We start from the raw sequence: 20250 nt of genomic DNA, 5'->3' as shown, positions 1-20250 counted from the left end.
GCAAACCGCTAAATAATTGTGAAGTGATTAATCTCACAGTGAAGCGGTTTGCTTATTTTTTTCACATCATTGTGAAAATTATGGTTAACGCCTTCATACATTTTGGTATAGCGATAAAGCCTATAGCACCAGTGTTTTATAACACAATTTTAACATACAATCTGTTGTATTTATGTTGTAAGTCTTCACAAATTATGCTATTATGACTATGAAAATCAATGAAAAACAAGTCACACTATTAAACTAAGGAGTTGTATAAAATGCAAAAGTCAAAAGAAACAACCTCATTTGACAAAGCTTGGCGTGGATTTAAAGGATCAAAATGGCAACATGATATTGCAGTTCGCGATTTTATTCAAAACAACTACACACCATATGATGGCAATGATGAATTTTTAGAAGGACCAACAGAAGCAACCTCACAATTGTGGTCACACGTTCTTGATCTCGATCGTAAAGAACGTGAAGCTGGCGGTGTACTTGATATGGATACTAAAATTGTATCTACAATTACATCTCATGGCCCAGGTTATTTAAATAAAGATTTAGAAACTATCGTAGGTTTCCAAACAGACAAACCATTCAAACGTTCACTGCAACCATTTGGTGGTATTCGTATGTCGGAAGCAAGTGCTAAGTCTTATGGCTATGAAATTGATAAAGAAGTTTCACATATTTTCACTGCTTATCGCAAAACGCATAACCAAGGGGTATTCGATGCATACACTCCTGAAATGCGCGCTGCACGACATAGCAAAATTATTACAGGACTTCCTGATGCATATGGACGTGGACGTATTATCGGTGATTATCGTCGCGTTGCATTGTACGGAATTGACCGCTTAATCGAAAGCAAATTAGCAGATAAAGAGCGCGTGGGCGGAAATGGCGTTATGAGCGAAGAAAATATTCAACTTCGTGAAGAACTAAGCGACCAAATTCGTGCACTTTATGAAATCAAAGAATTAGGAAATATTTATGGCTTTGATATTTCAAGACCTGCAGAAAATGCACAAGAAGCATTCCAATGGCTATATCTCGGTTATCTAGCAGCAATCAAAGAACAAAATGGTGCAGCAATGTCATTAGGACGTACCTCTACATTCTTAGATATCTATGTAAATCGTGATCTTGAAGAAGGCACTTTAACAGAAAAAGAAGCACAAGAATTAGTCGATCATTTTGTAATGAAACTTCGTCTCGTAAAATTTGCTCGTACCCCTGAATATAACGAATTATTCTCAGGAGACCCTACATGGGTTACAGAATCAATTGGTGGGGTAGGTGTTGATGGACGCCATATGGTAACGAAAAACTCTTACCGCTTCCTTCACACATTAGTAAACCTAGGACCTGCTCCTGAACCAAACTTAACAGTACTATGGTCGAAAAACTTACCACAAAGCTTTAAAGAATTTTGTGCAAAAACCTCAATTGAAACAAGCGCTATTCAATATGAAAATGATGATATTATGCGCTCAATTTATGGTGACGATTATGGAATTGCTTGCTGTGTTTCTGCAATGGAAATCGGTAAACAAATGCAATTCTTCGGTGCACGTGCCAACTTAGCTAAAGCATTGCTTTATGCTATTAATGGTGGGGTCGATGAAATGACAAAAGCTCAGGTAGGACCTGCTTATCGACCAATTACGAGCGATGTTTTAGACTATGATGAAGTAATGGAAAAATATGACGATATGATGTCATGGCTTGCAGGACTTTATATTAATACATTGAATGTAATTCATTACATGCATGATAAATATAGTTATGAAGCAAGCGAAATGGCACTTCATGATACAAATATTTTAAGAACGATGGCCACAGGTATTGCTGGATTCTCAGTCGCTGTTGACTCATTGTCCGCAATTAAATATGCGACCGTTCATACAATCCGTGATGAAAATGGTTTGGTTGTCGATTATGAAATCGAAGGCGATTATCCACAATATGGAAATAATGATGATCGTGTCGATCAAATCGCAATCGAATTACTTGAAACCTTTATGAATAAAGTAAAAGAACATAAAACTTATCGTAACGCTGTTCATACGACATCAATTCTTACCATTACCTCTAACGTGGTCTATGGTAAAGCAACGGGTAATACACCAGATGGACGCCGTGCAGGTGAACCATTTGCTCCTGGTGCAAACCCATTACATGGACGCGATAAAAATGGTGCTTTAGCCAGTTTGAACTCTGTTGCTAAACTTCCATATGAATACTCATTAGATGGCATTTCCAACACCTTCTCGATCGTTCCAGATGCATTAGGAAAAGGTGATGCTAACCAACATCGTAACTTAGCAAATATGTTAGATGGCTATGTCATCAAAGGTGGACATCATCTAAACGTCAACGTTCTAAACCGCGACACATTACTTGATGCTATGGATCATCCAGAAGAGTATCCACAACTTACAATTCGTGTTTCTGGATATGCGGTTAACTTTATTAAATTAACACGTGAACAACAAATGGATGTTATTAGCCGTACATTCCATAAAAATATGTAAAAATATAATAAAGGGTGAAAGAAATGGCAGAAGAAACCATCGGATATGTCCATTCGATTGAATCATTTGGCTCAGTGGATGGACCAGGGATAAGATTTGTAACTTTTATGCAAGGATGTCGCTTAAGATGTGCCTTCTGCCATAATCCCGACACTTGGAATATTGGCGGAGGAACCCCTTATACGCCGCAAGAAATGCTGGATATGGCACTTGAGTATGAGCCGTACTGGGGGGATAATGGTGGTATCACCGTCAGTGGAGGCGAGCCACTACTGCAGATTGATTTTCTCATTGAATATTTTAAATTAGCAAAACAACATGGCATTCATACTACCATTGATAGTTGTGGTGCACCATTTACGAGGGAAGAACCCTTTTATAGCAAATATGAAGAGTTGATGAAATATACAGACCTTGTATTAATGGATATAAAACATATTAACGACAAGTTCCACCGTTATTATACTGGCGCTTCAAATCAGAGTATTCTAGAAATGGCAAAAGATTTATCAGATCGTGGAAAATCGATGTGGATTCGCCATGTTCTCGTTCCTGAATATTCGGATTTCGATGAAGATCTAGAAGCCCTAAGCCAATTTATAAAAAATTTGGATCATGTTGATAATATTGAAGTCTTACCTTATCATACGCTAGGTGTCTATAAATATAAAGAATTGGGCATTCCATATCGCCTTGAAGGAATTGAACCTCCAACGCAAGAGCGCATTGATAACGCCAATAAAATTCTAAATACAAATAAATATCGGGAACAACTGAATCAATAACTATAAAAGAAGAAAGCCAGGCGGTTTTCTTCTTTTATAATTGAATTTTTAGAGCATTTCAATTATTCTAAGAATATAAAATCATAGAAAGAAAGAGTGAAGAAATTGGTTAAAACATTAATATTTGGACATAAAAACCCTGATACCGATGCCATCGGTGCCGCTATTTCATTTGCCCATTTTGTAAATGAGCAGGGAGGAGATGCAGAAGCTGTTGCGCTAGGCCATCCAAATGATGAAACAGCTTATGCACTTAAATATTTTAATATTCAAGCGCCACGCATCATCCAAACGGCTGCAAATGAAGTAGATGAAGTGATGCTTGTTGACCATAATGAAAAGCAACAAAGTGTCGATGACATTGAAGAAGTAACCGTCAAAGCGGTCGTCGATCATCATCGTATCGCAAATTTTGAGACTGCTGATCCGCTATTTTATCGTGCAGAGCCTCTTGGCTGTACATGTACCATCTTATATAAAATGTATCAAGAATCTGGAATTGAAATCCCTAAAAATATTGCTGGAATCATGATGTCTGCAATTATTTCAGATAGTTTATTATTCAAATCACCTACTTGCACACCAAAAGATGTCGAAGTCGCAAATAAATTAGCAGAAATTGCTGGAGTTAATATTGAAGAATATGGTCTAGAAATGCTAAAAGCAGGCACTAATATTTCATCTAAAACGGCTGCTGAAATTCTAAATGCTGATGCTAAAACATTTGACATGAATGAAAGAGTCGTTCGCATCGGTCAAGTCAATGTTGTAGATTTTGAAGAATTAACCCAACGAAAAGGTGAAATATTAGAAGCAATGAAAGAAGAGACCGATAAACATTATTATGATTTATTTGTGCTTCTTATTACTAATATATTAGATAGCGATTCAATCGGCTTAGTTTATGGCCCAGGATATCGTGAAATGGAAATGGCATTTGATCGTCCTGTTCAAATGAATACTATTGACCTACCAGGTGTTGTTTCACGAAAAAAACAAGTGGTACCACAGTTAACAGAAGCATTTAATAATTAATTCAACTTTAAAGCTTAGTGACGATATTTTTTTAAAGTTAACCGAAAAGCTTAGTGATAAAAGATATCGAATGACTAAGCTTTTTTATTTGTAAATTTTTCATAATACCCCTTTACTTATGCTTATAATGTGGTATAATTCTTTTTAATCACAATATATAGTATATATCTATCTATTGTGAAAGTTTGAAAAAGGAGACCTTCATATGAAAACTAAAACAAAAAATGCCTTACATGAGATCATCGTCATTAAACGTGATGGTCGCCAGGTAGACTTTGATACAACCAAAATTGCCACTGCCATCGAAAAAGCTTTCAAAGCAGTAGATCGTGAAAATAATGCTAAAGTTTCTCAGATTTTAGATAATGTATTGCATGAAATTGCAAGAAGATTTACAACAGATATTCAAATTTATGAAATTCAAAGTATTGTCGAGCAAGAATTGATGCATGCTGGAGAGCAAGAAGTAGCACAAGCATATATCGAATATCGTGTCAATCGAGATCTAGCACGCGCCAATGCCGTCAATATCAACTATAAAATGAAAGACTTACTAGAAAAAGATCAAACAATTGTCAATGAAAATGCGAATAAAGACAGTCGCGTCTTTAATACTCAACGCGACTTAACATCTGGTGTGGTGGCTAAAGCGCTCGGTTTACAGATGCTACCTCCACATGTTGCAAATGCTCATCAAAAAGGTGAAATTCATGTCCACGACCTAGATTATCAGCCATTCACACCAATGACAAACTGTTGCTTGATTAACTTTAAGGATATGTTCAAAAATGGTTTTGAAATTGGCAATGCCCAAGTTGAAAGTCCTCGTTCAATTAATACTGCAACAGCTCAAATGGCACAAATCATTGCAAACGTTGCTAGCAGCCAATATGGTGGTACAAGTGCGAATCGTATCGATGAAACACTTGCACCTTTTGCAGAAATTAATTTAGAAAAAAATAAAAAAATTGCTGCACAATGGATTAGCGATCCAAAAGATCAAGAAGCTTTCGCAATGGAACGTACTAAAAAAGAAATATATGATGCCATGCAAAGCTTGGAATATGAGATCAATACGCTTCATACAGCACATGGTCAGACACCATTTACAACAATTGCATTTGGTCTAGGAACGAGTTGGATTGAGCGCGAAATTCAACGCGCTATCTTAAATGTTCGTATAGAAGGTCTGGGTAAAGAAAAACGTACGGCAATCTTCCCTAAATTAGTTTATACCATTAAAGATGGGGTCAACTTAAAACCAGAAGATCCAAACTACGATATTAAACAATTAGCTTTAGAATGTGCTACAAAACGTATGTATCCAGATGTTTTAATGTATGACAAAATTGTTGAGATTACAGGATCATTTAAAGCACCAATGGGATGTCGTTCTTTCTTGCAAAGTTATCAAGATGAAGAAGGCAATGAAATCGTTGATGGTCGAATGAACTTAGGCGTAGTCACCATGAACTTGCCAAGAATTGCCTTAGAATCTAATGGCGATTTTGATAAATTCTGGGAAATATTTGATGAACGCTTAGGAATTGCTTCTGATGCATTAGTATATCGTGTGCATCGCGTACTAGATGCAACACCTGAGAATGCGCCGATTTTATATCAGCATGGTGCTTTCTATGGGGGATACTTGGAAAACCATGAATCAATCGAACAACTATTCAAAAATCGAAGAGCAACCGTCTCTTTAGGATATATAGGCCTTTATGAAGTAGCGACTGTTTTTTATGGTCCAAATTGGGAGCATAATAAAGAAGCAAAAGATTTCACACTTGAAATTATGAAAGCATTGAAAGCCAAAGTGGGCGAATTATCGGATAAATATGACTACCATTTCAGTGTTTATAGCACACCTTCTGAGAGTTTAACGGACCGTTTCTGCCGTCTAGATACTGAAAAATTTGGAAAAGTGAAAGATATTACAGACAAAGAATATTATACGAACTCATTCCATTATGACGTACGTAAGAATCCAACACCATTTGAAAAAATAGATTTTGAAAAAGATTATCCATTTTATGCAAGTGGCGGCTTCATTCATTACTGTGAATATCCTAATATGCGCCAAAACCCTAAAGCACTAGAGGCTGTATGGGACTATGCATATGATAAAGTAGGATATCTTGGAACGAATACACCAATTGACCACTGCTATGAATGTGGCTTCGATGGAGATTTTGAACCGACGGAGCGAGGCTTCAAATGCCCGACATGTGGGAATACTGACCCAGCTACTTGTGATGTTGTCAAACGTACATGCGGTTACTTAGGCAATCCACAACTCCGACCAATGGTACATGGACGTCATAAAGAAATTGCGGCTCGCGTTAAACATATGCCAAAATTATAATGACAGAAAAGGGGAGAAATAAATGGCACATTATGATCCTAAAACTGGCATCAGAAACCCCGAGCCAAAAGAATGGCTTGCAAAAGACTGGTCTCAAGGTAAAATTGCAGACTATAAACCTTATAATTTTGTTGATGGGGAAGGAGTACGTTGTTCGATTTATGTCAGTGGGTGCTTATTTGCTTGTCCAAACTGTTATAATCGTGTCATTCAGAATTTTAATTATGGCATTCCTTATACAGAAGAATTAGAACAGAAAATTTTAGACGATTTAGCAGCACCTTATTGTCAAGGCCTCACATTATTGGGAGGCGAGCCAATGTTGAACACTAATATCCTGCTTCCTTTGTGCCAGAAAGTTCGTGAAAGATTCGGCCATGAAAAAGATATCTGGTCTTGGACAGGCTATACATGGGAAGAACTTTTAAAAGAATCAGAAGATAAAAAAGAGTTACTGCAATTGGTCGATATTCTTGTGGATGGTCGCTATATTGATGCCTTGCGTGATCTTACATTGCATTTTCGCGGCAGTTCCAACCAGCGCATCATTGATGTCCAAAAGAGTTTAGCATCTGGACAAGTCATATTATGGAACCATGGTGATTATCTAAAAAGCGAAGAAAAAAATACTTAACAGTTGACAAGCTTGAAAATTGTTAGTAATATATGCCCAACAATGAAATATTCTGCAAGACAAGGGAAAGTATCGATAGCAGATTAATTACAGAGAGTCTCGTCTAGGTGAAAGAGAACTAAGAAACTATTGAGAAAATGGCCCTTGTGTAGATAATTAGTGAATCATTAGCTAATTACGGGTACGCCCGATAAAGCGTCGCAATATTATTTTACGTATTGCTTGAGGCCGGCACTTTTTAGAGCCGGTAAATAAAAGGTGGTAACACGAACAGCTTTCGTCCTTTTCAGTCTAAATGACTGGGGCGAGAGCTTTTTTATTTATAAAGAAGAGGAGGGGTATAATGATTACCTTTCATGATGTATCTAAATCTTTTATAACAAACAATGGCCAGAAAATTAAAGCAGTCGATCAAGTGAATTTAACCATTCAAGCGGGGGAAATTTTTGGAATTATCGGCTTTTCGGGTGCTGGCAAAAGTACGCTACTTCGATTAATTAATGGATTAGAGCTTCCTAGTAGCGGATCTGTCGAAGTTGCGGGGCAGAATTTAGCGCAATTATCTGCCAACGAACTTGCCAAAGCGCGTCAAAATGTAAGCATGATCTTCCAACAATTTCATCTATTATGGAGCCGAACTGTCATCGAGAATGTTCAGTTGCCGCTTGAGATTATTGGAACACCAAAGACACAAAGCCTTCAAAAAGCGAAAGAATTAATTGAACTAGTAGGACTGGCAGGGCTTGAAGATAAATATCCCTCCGAGTTATCAGGAGGACAGAAGCAGCGTGTAGGCATTGCTAGAGCGCTAGCCAATGATCCTAAAATATTATTATGTGATGAAGCCACTAGTGCCTTAGATCCACAAACGACACAGGAAATACTAGAGCTACTTATCAATATTAATAAAAGATTAAAAATTACTATTGTCTTGATTACCCATGAAATGGATGTCATTCAACAAATCTGTGATCATGTGGCTGTAATGAGTGATGGCAGAATTATCGAAATGGGTGAAGTTGTTGATATTTTCAAACATCCGCAACATACGCTAACACGGCAAATGGTTCAGTCCACTGGAATTGATATGAATGAATCGTTGATTGATCTATGGGCGCAATATTCAAATGTCTATCCTAAGGGAACATTAATTCAGCTAACCTTTGATGAACAGACGGTCGATTTACCCATTGTAACAGCTTTAAGTCAAAAATATGACATCCCAATAAGTATTGTTTATGCCCAGATTCACACATTAAAGACAGATAATTTAGGAAAAATGATCATTCATATTGAAGTTGAAGAAGCACAACTAAAACAATTGCTACAATCATTTATTAATGCGGGAGTGCAAGCGGAGGTGATCGATCATGAATAATAACCCCTCACTTTTTGAACAATATACAAATTTCGATCGTGTCAATTGGGAAAAAATTCTTAGCGCAACTTATGAAACGCTTTTTATGACTTGTTTTGCGACATTGGCGGTTTTCTTTTTAGGCATTACAGTGGGTTATTTGCTTTATAGAACAACTCAAAGATCACATAAGAAAACAATTGTGGCACAATTTCTTTCTGGAATTGTCAATCTTTTTCGAGCCATTCCATTTCTCAACCTCATTGTTTTATTAATACCAGTTACCAAACTACTTTTAAATACAATTACTGGTCCTGCTGCTGCCTTGCCTGCACTTATATTATCAGCGACACCATTTTTTGCACGAATGGTCGAGACAGGACTTCGCGATATTGATCGAGGAGTACTAGAAGTGGCAGATGCAATGGGAATGACCGCTTGGCAGAAATTTAGCAAAGTGTATTTTCCAGAAAGTTTGCCCACAATTGTATCAGGAATCACTTCCACAGCTATTGCACTTGTCGGCTATACCGCAATGGCTGGTGTTATTGGTGCAGGTGGACTTGGCAACTTAGCATATTTGGAAGGGTTTCAGCGAAATAATGCAACAGTAACACTTGTTGCAACATTCATTATTTTAGTCATTGTATTTTTAATTCAATGGACGGGCGATATTCTCGTTCGTAAAATAGATAAAAGATAGGAGATTGAATATGAAAAAATATTTACGTTATTTTGTTTTATTAGTTGTTAGTATCGTACTCGTAGCTTGTGGCAAGTCTGGATCAAAAGAAGAAGGAACTTCAACAAAAATTACAGTCGGCGCATCTAATGTTCCGCATGCTGCTATTTTAGAACAAGCAAAACCATTGCTTAAAGAAGAAGGAATTGATTTGGAAATTATTACATACAATGATTATGTCCTTCCTAACGCTGCTTTAGAAGAAGGCGACATTGATGCCAACTATTTTCAACATATTCCATACTTTGAAAAGAATGTAGAAGAGCATCATTATGACTTTGTTAATTTAGGAAGCATTCATCTGGAACCAATGGGTGCTTACTCTAAAAAATATAAATCACTAAGCGAACTACCAGATGGTGCCACGATTCTTGTTTCAAATAGCGTGACAGACCATGGTCGAGTACTTGCAATTTTGCAAGAGGCTCAATTAATTAAAGTGAAAGATGGCGTCGAATTATCAACGGCTGACTTTGAAGACATTGAAGATAACCCTAAAAATTTAGTCATTGATTATGAATATGACCCTGCATTGATGACGACTTTGCTTGAACAAGATGAAGGAGATGTCGTCTTTATTAACTCAAACTTCGCTGTAGATCACGGCATTTCACCGCTAACTGATGCAATTGCCATTGAAAGCTCAAGCTCACCTTATGCTAATATTATTGCAGCACGTAGCGAAGACAAAGATTCTGAAGCACTTAAAAAATTAGTCGAAGTATTACATTCAGATAAAATTAAAGACTTCATCTTAAAAGAGTGGAAAGGCGCTGTCGTACCTGTCGATTAAAGCAAATTCTGACGCTTTATTAAATACATTAAAAAACACCTGTAGCATTGCTACAGGTGTTTTTGTCATTGAGGTGAGGTGATCATTTAATTATGATTTTTATTTGTAACAGCACTTTGAGCTGCCGCAAGTCGTGCAACTGGAATTCTAAATGGTGAACATGAAACATAGGTGTAGCCAATCTTATCGAAGAATGCGATTGAAGCTGGATCACCACCATCTTCACCACAAATACCGCATTTTAAATCTGCTTTGGTACTGCGTGCACGATTGATAGACATTTGAAGTAATTCGCCTACACCATGCTCATCAATGGCCCCAAATGGACTTCTTTCAATGATGCCTTTTTCTTCATATTCGGCAAGAAACTTGCCTGCATCATCACGTGAAAAGCCAAAGGTCATCTGGGATAAGTCATTTGTTCCAAAACTGAAGAAATCGCTCTCTTCAGCAATTTCATTAGAGAGTAGCGCCGCACGTGGTACTTCAATCATCGCGCCGACATGATATTCTACTTCTTTATTTTGTTCAGATAAGACCATTTCTGCTTCTGCAATAACGTGATCTTTAACATATTTCAATTCTTTTACGTCCATGACAAGTGGAATCATGATTTCTGGTTTTACATCGATTCCTTTAGCTTGAGCACGAATAGCTGCTTGGATAATCGCACGTGTTTGCATACGATAAATTTCCGGATAAGTAACTGCTAAACGACATCCCCGGTGTCCGAGCATCGGATTCACTTCATGTAATGTAATCATACGATCGCGCACTTCATCTGTTGACTTACCTAGATGTTTCGCTAATTGCATGGTTTCTTCTTCTGTATGTGGTAAGAATTCATGAAGTGGTGGATCTAGCAAACGAATAGTAATTGGCAAGTCATCAAGTTCTAAGAACATACCATAAAAATCTTCCTCTTGAAATGGTAGTAACTTCGCTAAGGCAGTTTCACGTTCTTCCAGTGAATGCGCTAAAATCATCTCACGAACTGCCGTAATTCGCTCATCATTAAAGAACATATGCTCTGTTCGGCATAATCCGACACCATCTGCTCCGAAATTAAGGGCCGCTGCAGTATCTTTTGGTGTATCTGCGTTGGCTCGAACACCAAGCGTTCGCACTTCATCTACCCAATCCATAAATTGTTTGAATTTTCCAGTAAATGTCGGTTCAACACAAGGAAGAGCGCCTTCATATACACAACCTGTTGAACCATCAAGAGAAATAACATCACCCTCATAAAATGTTCGATTGCCAATTCGCATAGTCTTCAATTCATCATCAATTAAAAGTTGAGAAGCACCTGCAACACAGCATTTACCCATTCCGCGTGAAACAACGGCTGCATGTGATGTCATCCCACCTTGAGCTGTCAATATTCCTTCAGCAGCAACCATTCCCGCTAAATCTTCTGGAGAAGTAACCTGGCGAACAATAATCACTTTTTCACCTGATTCGGAAGCGACCACACTATCTTCAGAGTGGAAATAAATTTTCCCACTTACTGCACCAGGAGAAGCAGCTAATCCTTTTGCGAGCACTGGAACATTTTCTAATACTTTTTCATCAAAAGTAGGGTGGAGTAGCTGAATTAATGTATGAGGATCCACTAACATTAATGCTTCTTCTTTACTGATTAATTTTTCATCATACATATCGACGGCGATATTGATCGCCGCTTGAGCGGTACGTTTTCCATTACGTGTTTGCAAGATGAATAAGCGACCATTTTCAATCGTAAATTCAATATCTTGCATATTTTTATAATGAGTTTCCAATTTTGTTGCAATATGTTTGAATTCATCATAAAGATCTGGCATCTGTTCTTTCAGACCATGAATATCTTTCGGTGTACGAACACCTGCCACAACATCTTCACCTTGTGCATTGATAAGATATTCGCCATAAAGATCATTTTCACCTGTCGCTGGGTTACGTGTAAAAGCCACCCCAGTCCCAGAAGTATCTCCCATATTACCATAGACCATGGACTGAACATTTACTGCTGTCCCTAAATCATGTGGAATATCATGCAGATTACGGTAGATACGTGCACGCTCATTGTTCCATGACTTGAAAATGGATTCAACCGTTTGGAATAATTGGTCAAATGGATCCGTAGGGAATGGACATCCTACTTCATTTTCATAAATCTTTTTATATTCATCAATTAATGTATTCAAATGATTAATGTGTAATTCACTATCTTCTGTAGCATTCGCTTCTTTTTTTACCGTTTCTAACGCTTTTTCAAACTTGTCACTGGATACTCCTTTAACAACATCGCCAAACATTTGAATAAAACGGCGATACGAATCCAATGCAAAGCGTTCATTATTGGTCGAAAGTGCCAGCCCTTTTACTGTCTCATCATTAAGTCCTAAGTTCAAAACGGTATCCATCATCCCTGGCATCGAAATAGCTGCCCCAGAACGAACGGAGAAGAGGAGAGGGTTGCTCACACTTGCAAATTCTTTCCCTAAATCTTGTTCCACTAATTGAATATGGTGTTTAATATCTTCTTTTAGAGAATCCCATAATTGTTGATCCTTATTTAAATAACGGATACATGCATCTGTAGTTATCGTAAATCCGGCAGGAACAGGCAATCCTAACTGTGTCATTTCAGCAAGGTTTGCACCTTTTCCGCCCAATTTAGCAGCCATGTTTTTATTTCCTTCGTTAAATGAATAGATATATTGAGTAGACATGAATACCTCCTAAAATTTTTTAAAAAATATTAAAAGCAAATAAACTATTCTATAACACATTCCTCCTTAGTAAATGAATACGCTTTTATTATAATCATTTTACGAAAAAAAGCAAAATTAAACCTTAACAATTTTTAAAACTTAGGCTGTTTTTCTTTTTAAAAAGGTTGATTTCATAGCATTTAAGTTTCCATTCAACAAGTGAATGAAAGTTTTAATTTTTATAAATCATCTGTATTATAACAGAATCGTTTTGAGATACTTTCTATAAAGAATTATAGTTTTTTTAGATATTATAACCGCTTTATGCGGATAAGGTGATGTTTGCACAGCAGTCGGCGGAGAAAGACTTGGGCTATAGTTTGGGTGTGGGTTTTGAGATTGATCCTAGCGGGTCATACTTACACCAAATGCTGGCGAAAACGTTTAAATCGTGCATGTATCAGATTCGTCAAGGACAGGTTCAGCGTCCGAACGACTATCTCTTTATGGCATTCAAGCGTTTATTTTTAGACTATGGACGTTCCCAGCAGTCGATGGGGCAAGCGGAACTGTCGGCAGATCTTGCGGAGCTTATTCATAATCCCGATATTTTGTTGGAATAAAGCTTGGTTTTAGGCAAGAGGTGTGCTACACTGAGTGTGAACACCCCTGTGTCTAAATGTTTTAAGTGAACCCTAAAAATTAAAAGGAGGACATTATCATGAAACCTTTACAGTCATTACATTCCTTAACCCTTGGGGTAGTGTTGTGTCTTTTAGGCACAGGTTTAGTGGCATGTAAGCCATCAGGACAACAGGCAGGGGTATCTGAGGCATTAATTCAAAAAACTTATCAAGCACAGCAACAGCAAACATTGGAAGAACATAAATTGGCAGAGATTGCCCTCTTAACGGGCGACACCTCCACGGTGGTCAGTGCGAGTGCCAAAAAAGAAGACAAGAGTCAATTGTCAGACACCCAATTGGCAGAGGCAGCTCAACATACCGCCCCTGCTAAGGCAGAAATGACAGAGCATGATCCTGCCGTTGCCACACAGGGGACGACTGATAGTGAAGTTCATCATACCACATCTTCAGCGGTCGCCAGTGCCCATACAGGCAGTGGAGCGACCAGTACGCCAACTGAATCAAGTCACGATACGTCATCAACAGCTGCCGCAAGTACAAGTAATACAAATAGCGGGGGAAGTTCATGGACTTTTGAAGCTGAAAAAGTAAATGAATTTGAATCCGCCCATGGTGGAACAACTGAAGAATGGGAAATTACAACAAAAATGAATCAAAGTGAATATGACTCATTGTTTGCTGACTTTAACTACAATAACGATTAATCACTGACTTTAAAAATTTAATATGGTATTTCACTAACACGTTTATTTTAAATAGGCGTGTTTTTTTAATACAAAAAATCAAAAAGAAAGGATGACACATTTTATGTCAACACCACACAAAGTGTTTCAGAAGTGGTTAGCGTCGCTCCTTTTAGGGATCATTACGCTAACGGGAGTCTTGCCCTTAAATGCTTGGGCAAGTGAACCGTCCGAGCGGACGGCAGAACCGATTGAAGTCATTCAGTCGCTGCCTGAAGCGAACGATCCATCTGAGAGGAACTCAACTGAAATCATAGCGGATGAAGAAATACCATCCGTTGTTCATTCAGTAGAGGACGAAACCCTAACCCCCACAGGGGAAAATGAAGCTACTGCTCCTGAAACAAAAGAAGCCAAAGAGAAAACATTAGGAAAAGAACAGGAGAGTCAAGCGCCACCGATGGTGGAAGCAGAAGATGAAGAAGAACCCGCACTTGAAATCAGTGATCCCTTAATGTCCATTCAAGTCTTACGGGCAAGTGGATACAATGCCAACTCATTGGGTAGCTATTCCTTTACCGATCAACGGGGAGAACGCTATGCCTGTCCTTATATTACGGTCAATGGAAAATTAGCGTATTGTTTAGAGAACAAGAAAAAATTTCCAGCCAATGATAGCTATATAAAAAAACCTTATGAAGATGAGGGTATTTTTAATATTATCTATTATGCTCATCAGTGGGGCTGGGATAAACCGGGGGCAAACTATGTGCGAACCCATATTGCCTTAAATATTCAAGCAGGTAATATGGCATACCATGTCCAAGACGCTGGAGTCGATAAATTGCTTCAAAAAGCAAAAGACAAAACGGCTCCTTTTGGAAAATTAAGCATTAGCTCCCCAAATCAAACCGCCACTATCGGGAAAACCAAGCGTCAAGTGACGGACTGGTACAAAGTATCAGGCGTTAAAAATACTACGCTCAGCTTTTCACTCCCAAGTGGTGTAACACTTCATACCCGTGATGGGAAAACCCAGACGGGCAAGGTTACCCTTAAAGGTTCGCAAGACTTCTGGCTATCTGCACCGCTGGATAAGACCGTAACGGTCAATACAACGGTTAAAACAAATGATATGATTCGTCCTATGTTTTTATTTTTACCTCCTCGTCCAGAACTACAACAGCTTGTTGCACCTGATATGAAAACTGACCCGATTCAATCGGTCAAGATTTCCGCTAAATTTTTTAAACGAACAGGAGATTTAGAAGGGAATAAAAAGGACATTGAAACGGGACAGCCTTTAGAGGGAGCGGTCTTTGTCTTAAAGGACGGGACAAAAACTATTGCCCGTGCCACAACGGATCGCAACGGGAAATTCGTCTTTAAAGATATTCCGATGGGCGACTACACCTTGCATGAACTCAAAGCCCCGAAAAATTATCGTCCGCTAAAAAGTCCGAAAAGCATTACCATCACCCCACAACAAACAACCACCGTCACGATTACAAATGAACCGATGAAAGCTAAAATTCATATCACCAAAGTCGATGACCGTGATTATCAAAATGAGGGGGTCAAGCCCCCACTGGCAGGGATTGTATTTGAGGTCTTAGACCCTATGGGTCGCCTGATTCAAACACTTACCACTGACAAACAAGGGCTGCTGAAAGTGATTGGTTACGCTTGGATACGTATACGCTAAAAGAGCGTACTCCCGCAGGGTATTATCCTATGACAACGATCACCCAAGGGTTAACGCAAGACCGTTGGACGTATTACTTAAATGTGGAAAATCAACCGATCCGCCAACGCCTCCAAGTGGTGAAAGTGGACGCTGAAAGCGGCGAAACCATTACAATGGACCATGCCCACTTTAAGATTTACGACCGCCAAACCCAACGCTATGTGACCATGGAATGTCAAAAAATTTAGGCAGTACTTGACAAATAATTGGGCAATATATAGCATTTGTAATATAAGCAATACAATAATTATGGAGAGCGTCATCATGACTACTTATCAAATAGCTTATCGTGAATAAGCTTTAAGAAGAGTTTGTGCTTGACGAAACGATAATTTTAGAGGCTCACAAACTCACAAAAAGGATAAACACGAGAAAAAGTATGGTCGTACAGAAGTTTATGAAATGTTGGATGCTTAATCATGTACAGAGTAGAATTTGCATACTCCGCATTCAACGCTTTAAAGAAACTCGATAAAAATAATACAGTAAAAGTTATCAAGCACTGGGTTATTAAAAACTTAGATGGTAGAACTGTGAAACGCTCTAACGTCTTATAATGTATGTATAAAAGAGGTGTAAATCATGCTAAATATTAACATCACAAATTTTAGAAAGAATATTTTTAAGATATTGAAGCAGACAATAAAATATAATGAGCCGGTCAATATCAGTACCAAAGAGGAAAATGTGGTGCTTTTGAGTGAAGAAAAATACAACAGTATGACGGAAAGTTTATATTTATCTTCTATGCCTGCAACAAAAGAAAAAATTATAGAAGGATTGAATACCTCGCTTGATGATTGCATTTCAGAGTCTAAGGTAGCGTGGTAATGTATAACGTTGTCTACACTAATATAGCACTTGTTAGAGAAAAACCATTTCAAACACCACCACGCTACGATTTCAGATTAAAAACTACTGTAGAGTGTCCAGAGAGAATAATAGACTTTCATTAATACAAAGAGGGCATGACAACCGTTGAGGCAGTTGATGTAAAACTATTCGCTTCGTATAATATATATTATGTAACCCTATAAGAATAAAAAAATATAGGATGTATCAATTATATCTTATGTTACCCTATAAGGATAACAAATATCGCACTTACAATACAAAATGAAGCACTCCTATTTATTAAACCATATCATCTACTAATAGTTTATTTTATATTTTTATAAGTGTATTTCATTCGCCCGACAGTTTTTGTCTATCGGTAAGCGTCTCCGATCTCGCTCCGCACGCTGTGCCTCATAGCAAGGTCATAGTCGATGGTGAAGCTCTCGCTTCGGTATACTTATCACGACAATAGCACCTTGTTTCTTCAAGGAATAGACCTGTGCTGATCTTGATTTAGATGTGTCACGTCATCTGCCTCTCGGGAAGCCCCACGTCTAAGAATTATTTGGGTTGTTTCTTTACCACAACGTTATTTAATTGTCAAAAAACGTCATATTAAGGGGATTTATCCCCTTAACGTATCTTACTTATCTACACACTTGTGGATCAACATTTATTTGATCTAAAACGAAAAAACAGAGCATTTCCTTCAAGTGGAAGGGCTCCAATTGCCCAACAAAATGAGGGAATCTCTGTATGAATCTAATTATAGAGGTATCTTAAATAAAAGTAAAGAATCCTAATAAAAAATAAAGTCAGCACCTTCTACTGGACACTCCTTAGTACCTTGACCCTTCAAAGGATTAAATACACTGCTTGAAGATTGTCTGTCAGGATCTGAGATAAAATGGTGATATATAGGATTATCTATACTCAGAAAGCGCTTGTACTTCTATTTTAAAAAAGTAAAACACCGCAAATTTTAGTCAAAACTTGCGGTGTTTTTATTGCTGTTCTTTATTTTTTACCAGAAAAAGAATATTCAATAATTTATTTCCTACTCTTCTGTCTAGTCTATCTACACATAAATCTAATATAGTCCTATTGAATGGCTCCTATTTTAATTAATAAGGATTCAGCATAAGGAATGAAAAATGTAATCATGGGACCAAGTAATAATGCGATAATGAGCGTTCCTTCACGAATAGTTAGGGGGGTTTTAAAAATTAATGTTAATATGATGACAAGAGCCATCGTTACAAAATCATAGTATTGGCGAACTTTTCCAAAATCCATATCCAATACACGTGCAATAGCTGCACAGAAGAACTCTACTGGCATTCCGATGACATCTAATGTAACAATGATACTCAAGGACATTGCCATAAGTACACAGGCAACCACGAGCATCAGTACGCGTACCATATATTGCTCTGTATCAAATGCTGCAAGTACATCATAATAAAAGAAATTGAAAAAAGTACCCACTGTAAAACTGACAGCAAATTGTAATATATTTATCCAGTTAAATTTGCTACGGAGTAAGATAATTTGTCCCAATACACAAAGTGCATTTAATATCATAATCAGTGTGCCAATTTTAATCGAAGTGACATAAGAAAGCGATCGAGAGACTGCATCCCATGCACCAAGACCAACATTTGCTTTAATGGATAACGATCCACTAAAAGCGAACACAATGACCATTATAAAAAAGATAAACACTTTATATAAATAATTTTTTGAAAATATTTGTTTCATAATAACCTCTTTCTGAAATTAGTAACGTTTGCCCCAATATTGGAAATAATCTGTACGCAGTGGGCCATTATATAATTTCCGCTTTTTGGTAGCTTTATTACCATAATATTTCTCAAACTCTAAGTCACTTGTTAAGATATATTTACTCCAATTTTTAAGAGGGGCAAATACTTCTCCCATTTGGCGATACAATTTGTGCACAGCTTCACTATCACTCAGTCGTTCACCGTATGGCGGATTCGATACGATAATTCCAAAAGATTTGTCTGTTTTGAAATCGGCAACTTGCATTTGTTTAAATTCGATAGCATAACCTAATCCCGCAGCCTCAGCATTAGCCTTTGCAATTGCAATCATGCGACCGTCAATATCAAAAGCCAAAATATCCAATTCTTGATCATAATCTGCAAGCTCTTCTGCTTCTGCTCGTACTTCTTCCCATACATTGGGATCCATTAATTCCCAGCTTTCACATAAAAAATCACGATTAAATCCTGGTGCAATATTAAGTCCTATCATAGCAGCTTCAATCGCAATTGTTCCCGAACCACATGTAGGGTCTACGAAAGGGCGATCTGGGGTCCATGTTGTTAATTTAACTAATGCGGCAGCCAAATTTTCTTTGAGTGGTGCACCACCCTTTTCTGTGCGGTAGCCTCTTTTGAATAGACCATCTCCTGTTGTATCTAACGTTATAAGGACATGGTCTTTACGAAGTGCGACTTCAATCGGATATTTTGCACCTGTTTCTGGCAACATACCGCGACGATGATAGATCTGTTTGATTCTTTCGGCAATGGCTTTATTCACTAATCGCTGAACATCTGGAACGCTGTGGAGCTTGGACTGAATAGATTTTCCAGCAACTGGGAACGCCCCATTCATTGGAATATATTCTTCCCAAGGGAGGCTTTTAGTTTTTTCGAATAATTCATCAAAGGTGTATGCTTGAAATTCTCCGATAATAATTTTGACACGGTCAGCAATACGTAGCCATAGATTGGTCTTAGCAATATCTTTTTGTGTTCCTTCAAAACGAACGCGACCATTTTCAACTTGAACGTCATACCCTAGTTGTCGCAGTTCGTCTCCTACTAATCCTTCAACTCCTGCTGCACATGTGGCGATGAGTTGATATTTTCTTTGATTCATAGAAACTTCCTTTCTAAAAGAAGCATAAAAATGCTCAAAAAATAAATCCCCCAGCAATATCGAAATCGTAGGAGGATTTAATCTGCCTATTCTATCTTTAAAGATAACATGTAATTTACTATAAGCCATGTTCTGTATCAAAAAATCATAGGCGGATTTTTTGACGATAATTATCTGTCTGTTGCGATTGCAACCTCTTATCTCCGTTCATTTTCGGGATAAAAGTGCCCCTACCTTTGTTTGGGTTGCTCACTCGTGGGGTTTACCGCGTTCCACTGGCTAAGTTTCCTTAGTCACTTCGTCACTGTGGCACTTTCAAGCATACTCAAGCATACCTTATAGGGTTAGCTTTTTTTGCTGCCATCATCTATTGCAAACAATAGAGCCATAGCTTATGGTTTCACTATGCACGAACACTACAAGCATCTCAGCTTGTGTGAGCATGGACTTTCCTCACGTATACACGCGCAATTATCCATAAATTACAT

The 20250-nt window shown here is 37.9% G+C and carries 16 protein-coding genes and 1 other RNA gene; 13 read left to right on the top strand and 4 right to left on the bottom strand.

Going from position 1 to position 20250, the window contains the following annotated elements:
* The first annotated feature begins 260 nt into the window (after positions 1-260).
* The 8 genes from pflB to C231_RS0100905 all read left to right on the top strand — a co-directional run bounded on the left by pflB (position 261) and on the right by C231_RS0100905 (position 10236).
* Positions 261-2522, top strand: a complete 2262-nt coding sequence (gene pflB, locus C231_RS0100940; protein WP_018658782.1) for a formate C-acetyltransferase — start codon at positions 261-263, stop codon at positions 2520-2522.
* A 23-nt stretch (positions 2523-2545) separates the two neighbouring features.
* On the top strand, positions 2546-3307 hold the full coding sequence (pflA, locus tag C231_RS0100935; RefSeq protein WP_018658781.1) for a pyruvate formate-lyase-activating protein: 762 nt from the start codon (positions 2546-2548) through the stop codon (positions 3305-3307).
* Between the two features lie 105 nt (positions 3308-3412).
* Positions 3413-4342 (top strand): manganese-dependent inorganic pyrophosphatase, encoded by a 930-nt coding sequence (locus C231_RS0100930; protein ID WP_018658780.1) that lies wholly within the window; start codon positions 3413-3415, stop codon positions 4340-4342.
* A 205-nt stretch (positions 4343-4547) separates the two neighbouring features.
* Positions 4548-6710 (top strand): anaerobic ribonucleoside-triphosphate reductase, encoded by a 2163-nt coding sequence (nrdD, locus tag C231_RS0100925; RefSeq protein WP_018658779.1) that lies wholly within the window; start codon positions 4548-4550, stop codon positions 6708-6710.
* A 22-nt stretch (positions 6711-6732) separates the two neighbouring features.
* On the top strand, positions 6733-7344 hold the full coding sequence (gene nrdG, locus C231_RS0100920) for an anaerobic ribonucleoside-triphosphate reductase activating protein (RefSeq protein WP_018658778.1): 612 nt from the start codon (positions 6733-6735) through the stop codon (positions 7342-7344).
* Positions 7345-7687: 343 nt separating this feature from the next.
* On the top strand, positions 7688-8722 hold the full coding sequence (locus C231_RS0100915) for a methionine ABC transporter ATP-binding protein (RefSeq protein WP_018658777.1): 1035 nt from the start codon (positions 7688-7690) through the stop codon (positions 8720-8722).
* Entirely contained in the window at positions 8715-9404 is a 690-nt protein-coding gene (locus C231_RS0100910; protein WP_018658776.1) for a methionine ABC transporter permease, read from the top strand. Before C231_RS0100915 ends, C231_RS0100910 begins: the two co-directional genes overlap by 8 nt.
* Before the next feature lie 10 nt (positions 9405-9414).
* Complete coding sequence (locus tag C231_RS0100905) at positions 9415-10236, top strand: MetQ/NlpA family ABC transporter substrate-binding protein (protein WP_018658775.1); 822 nt, start codon at positions 9415-9417, stop codon at positions 10234-10236.
* An 86-nt stretch (positions 10237-10322) separates the two neighbouring features.
* On the opposite strand, the gene ppdK is transcribed toward C231_RS0100905, so the two are convergent.
* Positions 10323-12953, bottom strand: coding sequence for a pyruvate, phosphate dikinase (ppdK, locus tag C231_RS0100900; RefSeq protein ID WP_018658774.1), 2631 nt, complete (start codon positions 12951-12953; stop codon positions 10323-10325).
* A 317-nt stretch (positions 12954-13270) separates the two neighbouring features.
* On the opposite strand from ppdK, the gene C231_RS0100895 reads away from it, so the two are divergent.
* The 5 genes from C231_RS0100895 (at position 13271) to C231_RS0100875 (ending at position 16843) form a co-directional block, all read left to right on the top strand.
* Positions 13271-13558 (top strand): hypothetical protein, encoded by a 288-nt coding sequence (locus tag C231_RS0100895; RefSeq protein ID WP_156808071.1) that lies wholly within the window; start codon positions 13271-13273, stop codon positions 13556-13558.
* Positions 13559-13656: 98 nt separating this feature from the next.
* Positions 13657-14286, top strand: coding sequence for a hypothetical protein (locus tag C231_RS0100890; RefSeq protein ID WP_018658772.1), 630 nt, complete (start codon positions 13657-13659; stop codon positions 14284-14286).
* Positions 14287-14389: 103 nt separating this feature from the next.
* Positions 14390-15970, top strand: a complete 1581-nt coding sequence (locus C231_RS0100885; RefSeq protein WP_018658771.1) for a prealbumin-like fold domain-containing protein — start codon at positions 14390-14392, stop codon at positions 15968-15970.
* A gap of 29 nt (positions 15971-15999) precedes the next feature.
* Positions 16000-16200, top strand: a complete 201-nt coding sequence (locus C231_RS0100880) for a hypothetical protein (protein ID WP_018658770.1) — start codon at positions 16000-16002, stop codon at positions 16198-16200.
* A 394-nt stretch (positions 16201-16594) separates the two neighbouring features.
* Positions 16595-16843: a type II toxin-antitoxin system Phd/YefM family antitoxin gene (locus C231_RS0100875; protein WP_018658769.1), complete on the top strand. Its 249-nt coding sequence runs from the start codon at positions 16595-16597 to the stop codon at positions 16841-16843.
* Between the two features lie 1107 nt (positions 16844-17950).
* On the opposite strand, the gene C231_RS0100870 is transcribed toward C231_RS0100875, so the two are convergent.
* The 3 genes from C231_RS0100870 to rnpB form a co-directional block, all read right to left on the bottom strand.
* Positions 17951-18610, bottom strand: a complete 660-nt coding sequence (locus C231_RS0100870) for a YczE/YyaS/YitT family protein (RefSeq protein WP_018658768.1) — start codon at positions 18608-18610, stop codon at positions 17951-17953.
* An 18-nt stretch (positions 18611-18628) separates the two neighbouring features.
* Positions 18629-19762 carry a THUMP domain-containing class I SAM-dependent RNA methyltransferase gene (locus tag C231_RS0100865; protein WP_018658767.1) on the bottom strand — a complete coding sequence of 378 codons (1134 nt, stop codon included), beginning with the start codon at positions 19760-19762 and terminating at the stop codon, positions 18629-18631.
* Positions 19763-19878: 116 nt separating this feature from the next.
* An RNA gene (rnpB, locus tag C231_RS08375) (RNase P RNA component class B) lies at positions 19879-20245 on the bottom strand.
* Positions 20246-20250: the final 5 nt, after the last annotated feature.

Origin of the sequence: Allofustis seminis DSM 15817 (assembly GCF_000374325.1) — a bacterium.
In the GTDB taxonomy this organism is placed as follows: domain Bacteria; phylum Bacillota; class Bacilli; order Lactobacillales; family Carnobacteriaceae_A; genus Allofustis; species Allofustis seminis.
The sequence above is the reverse complement of the archived record's forward strand: the minus strand, read 5'-3'. Positions and strand labels throughout refer to the sequence as shown.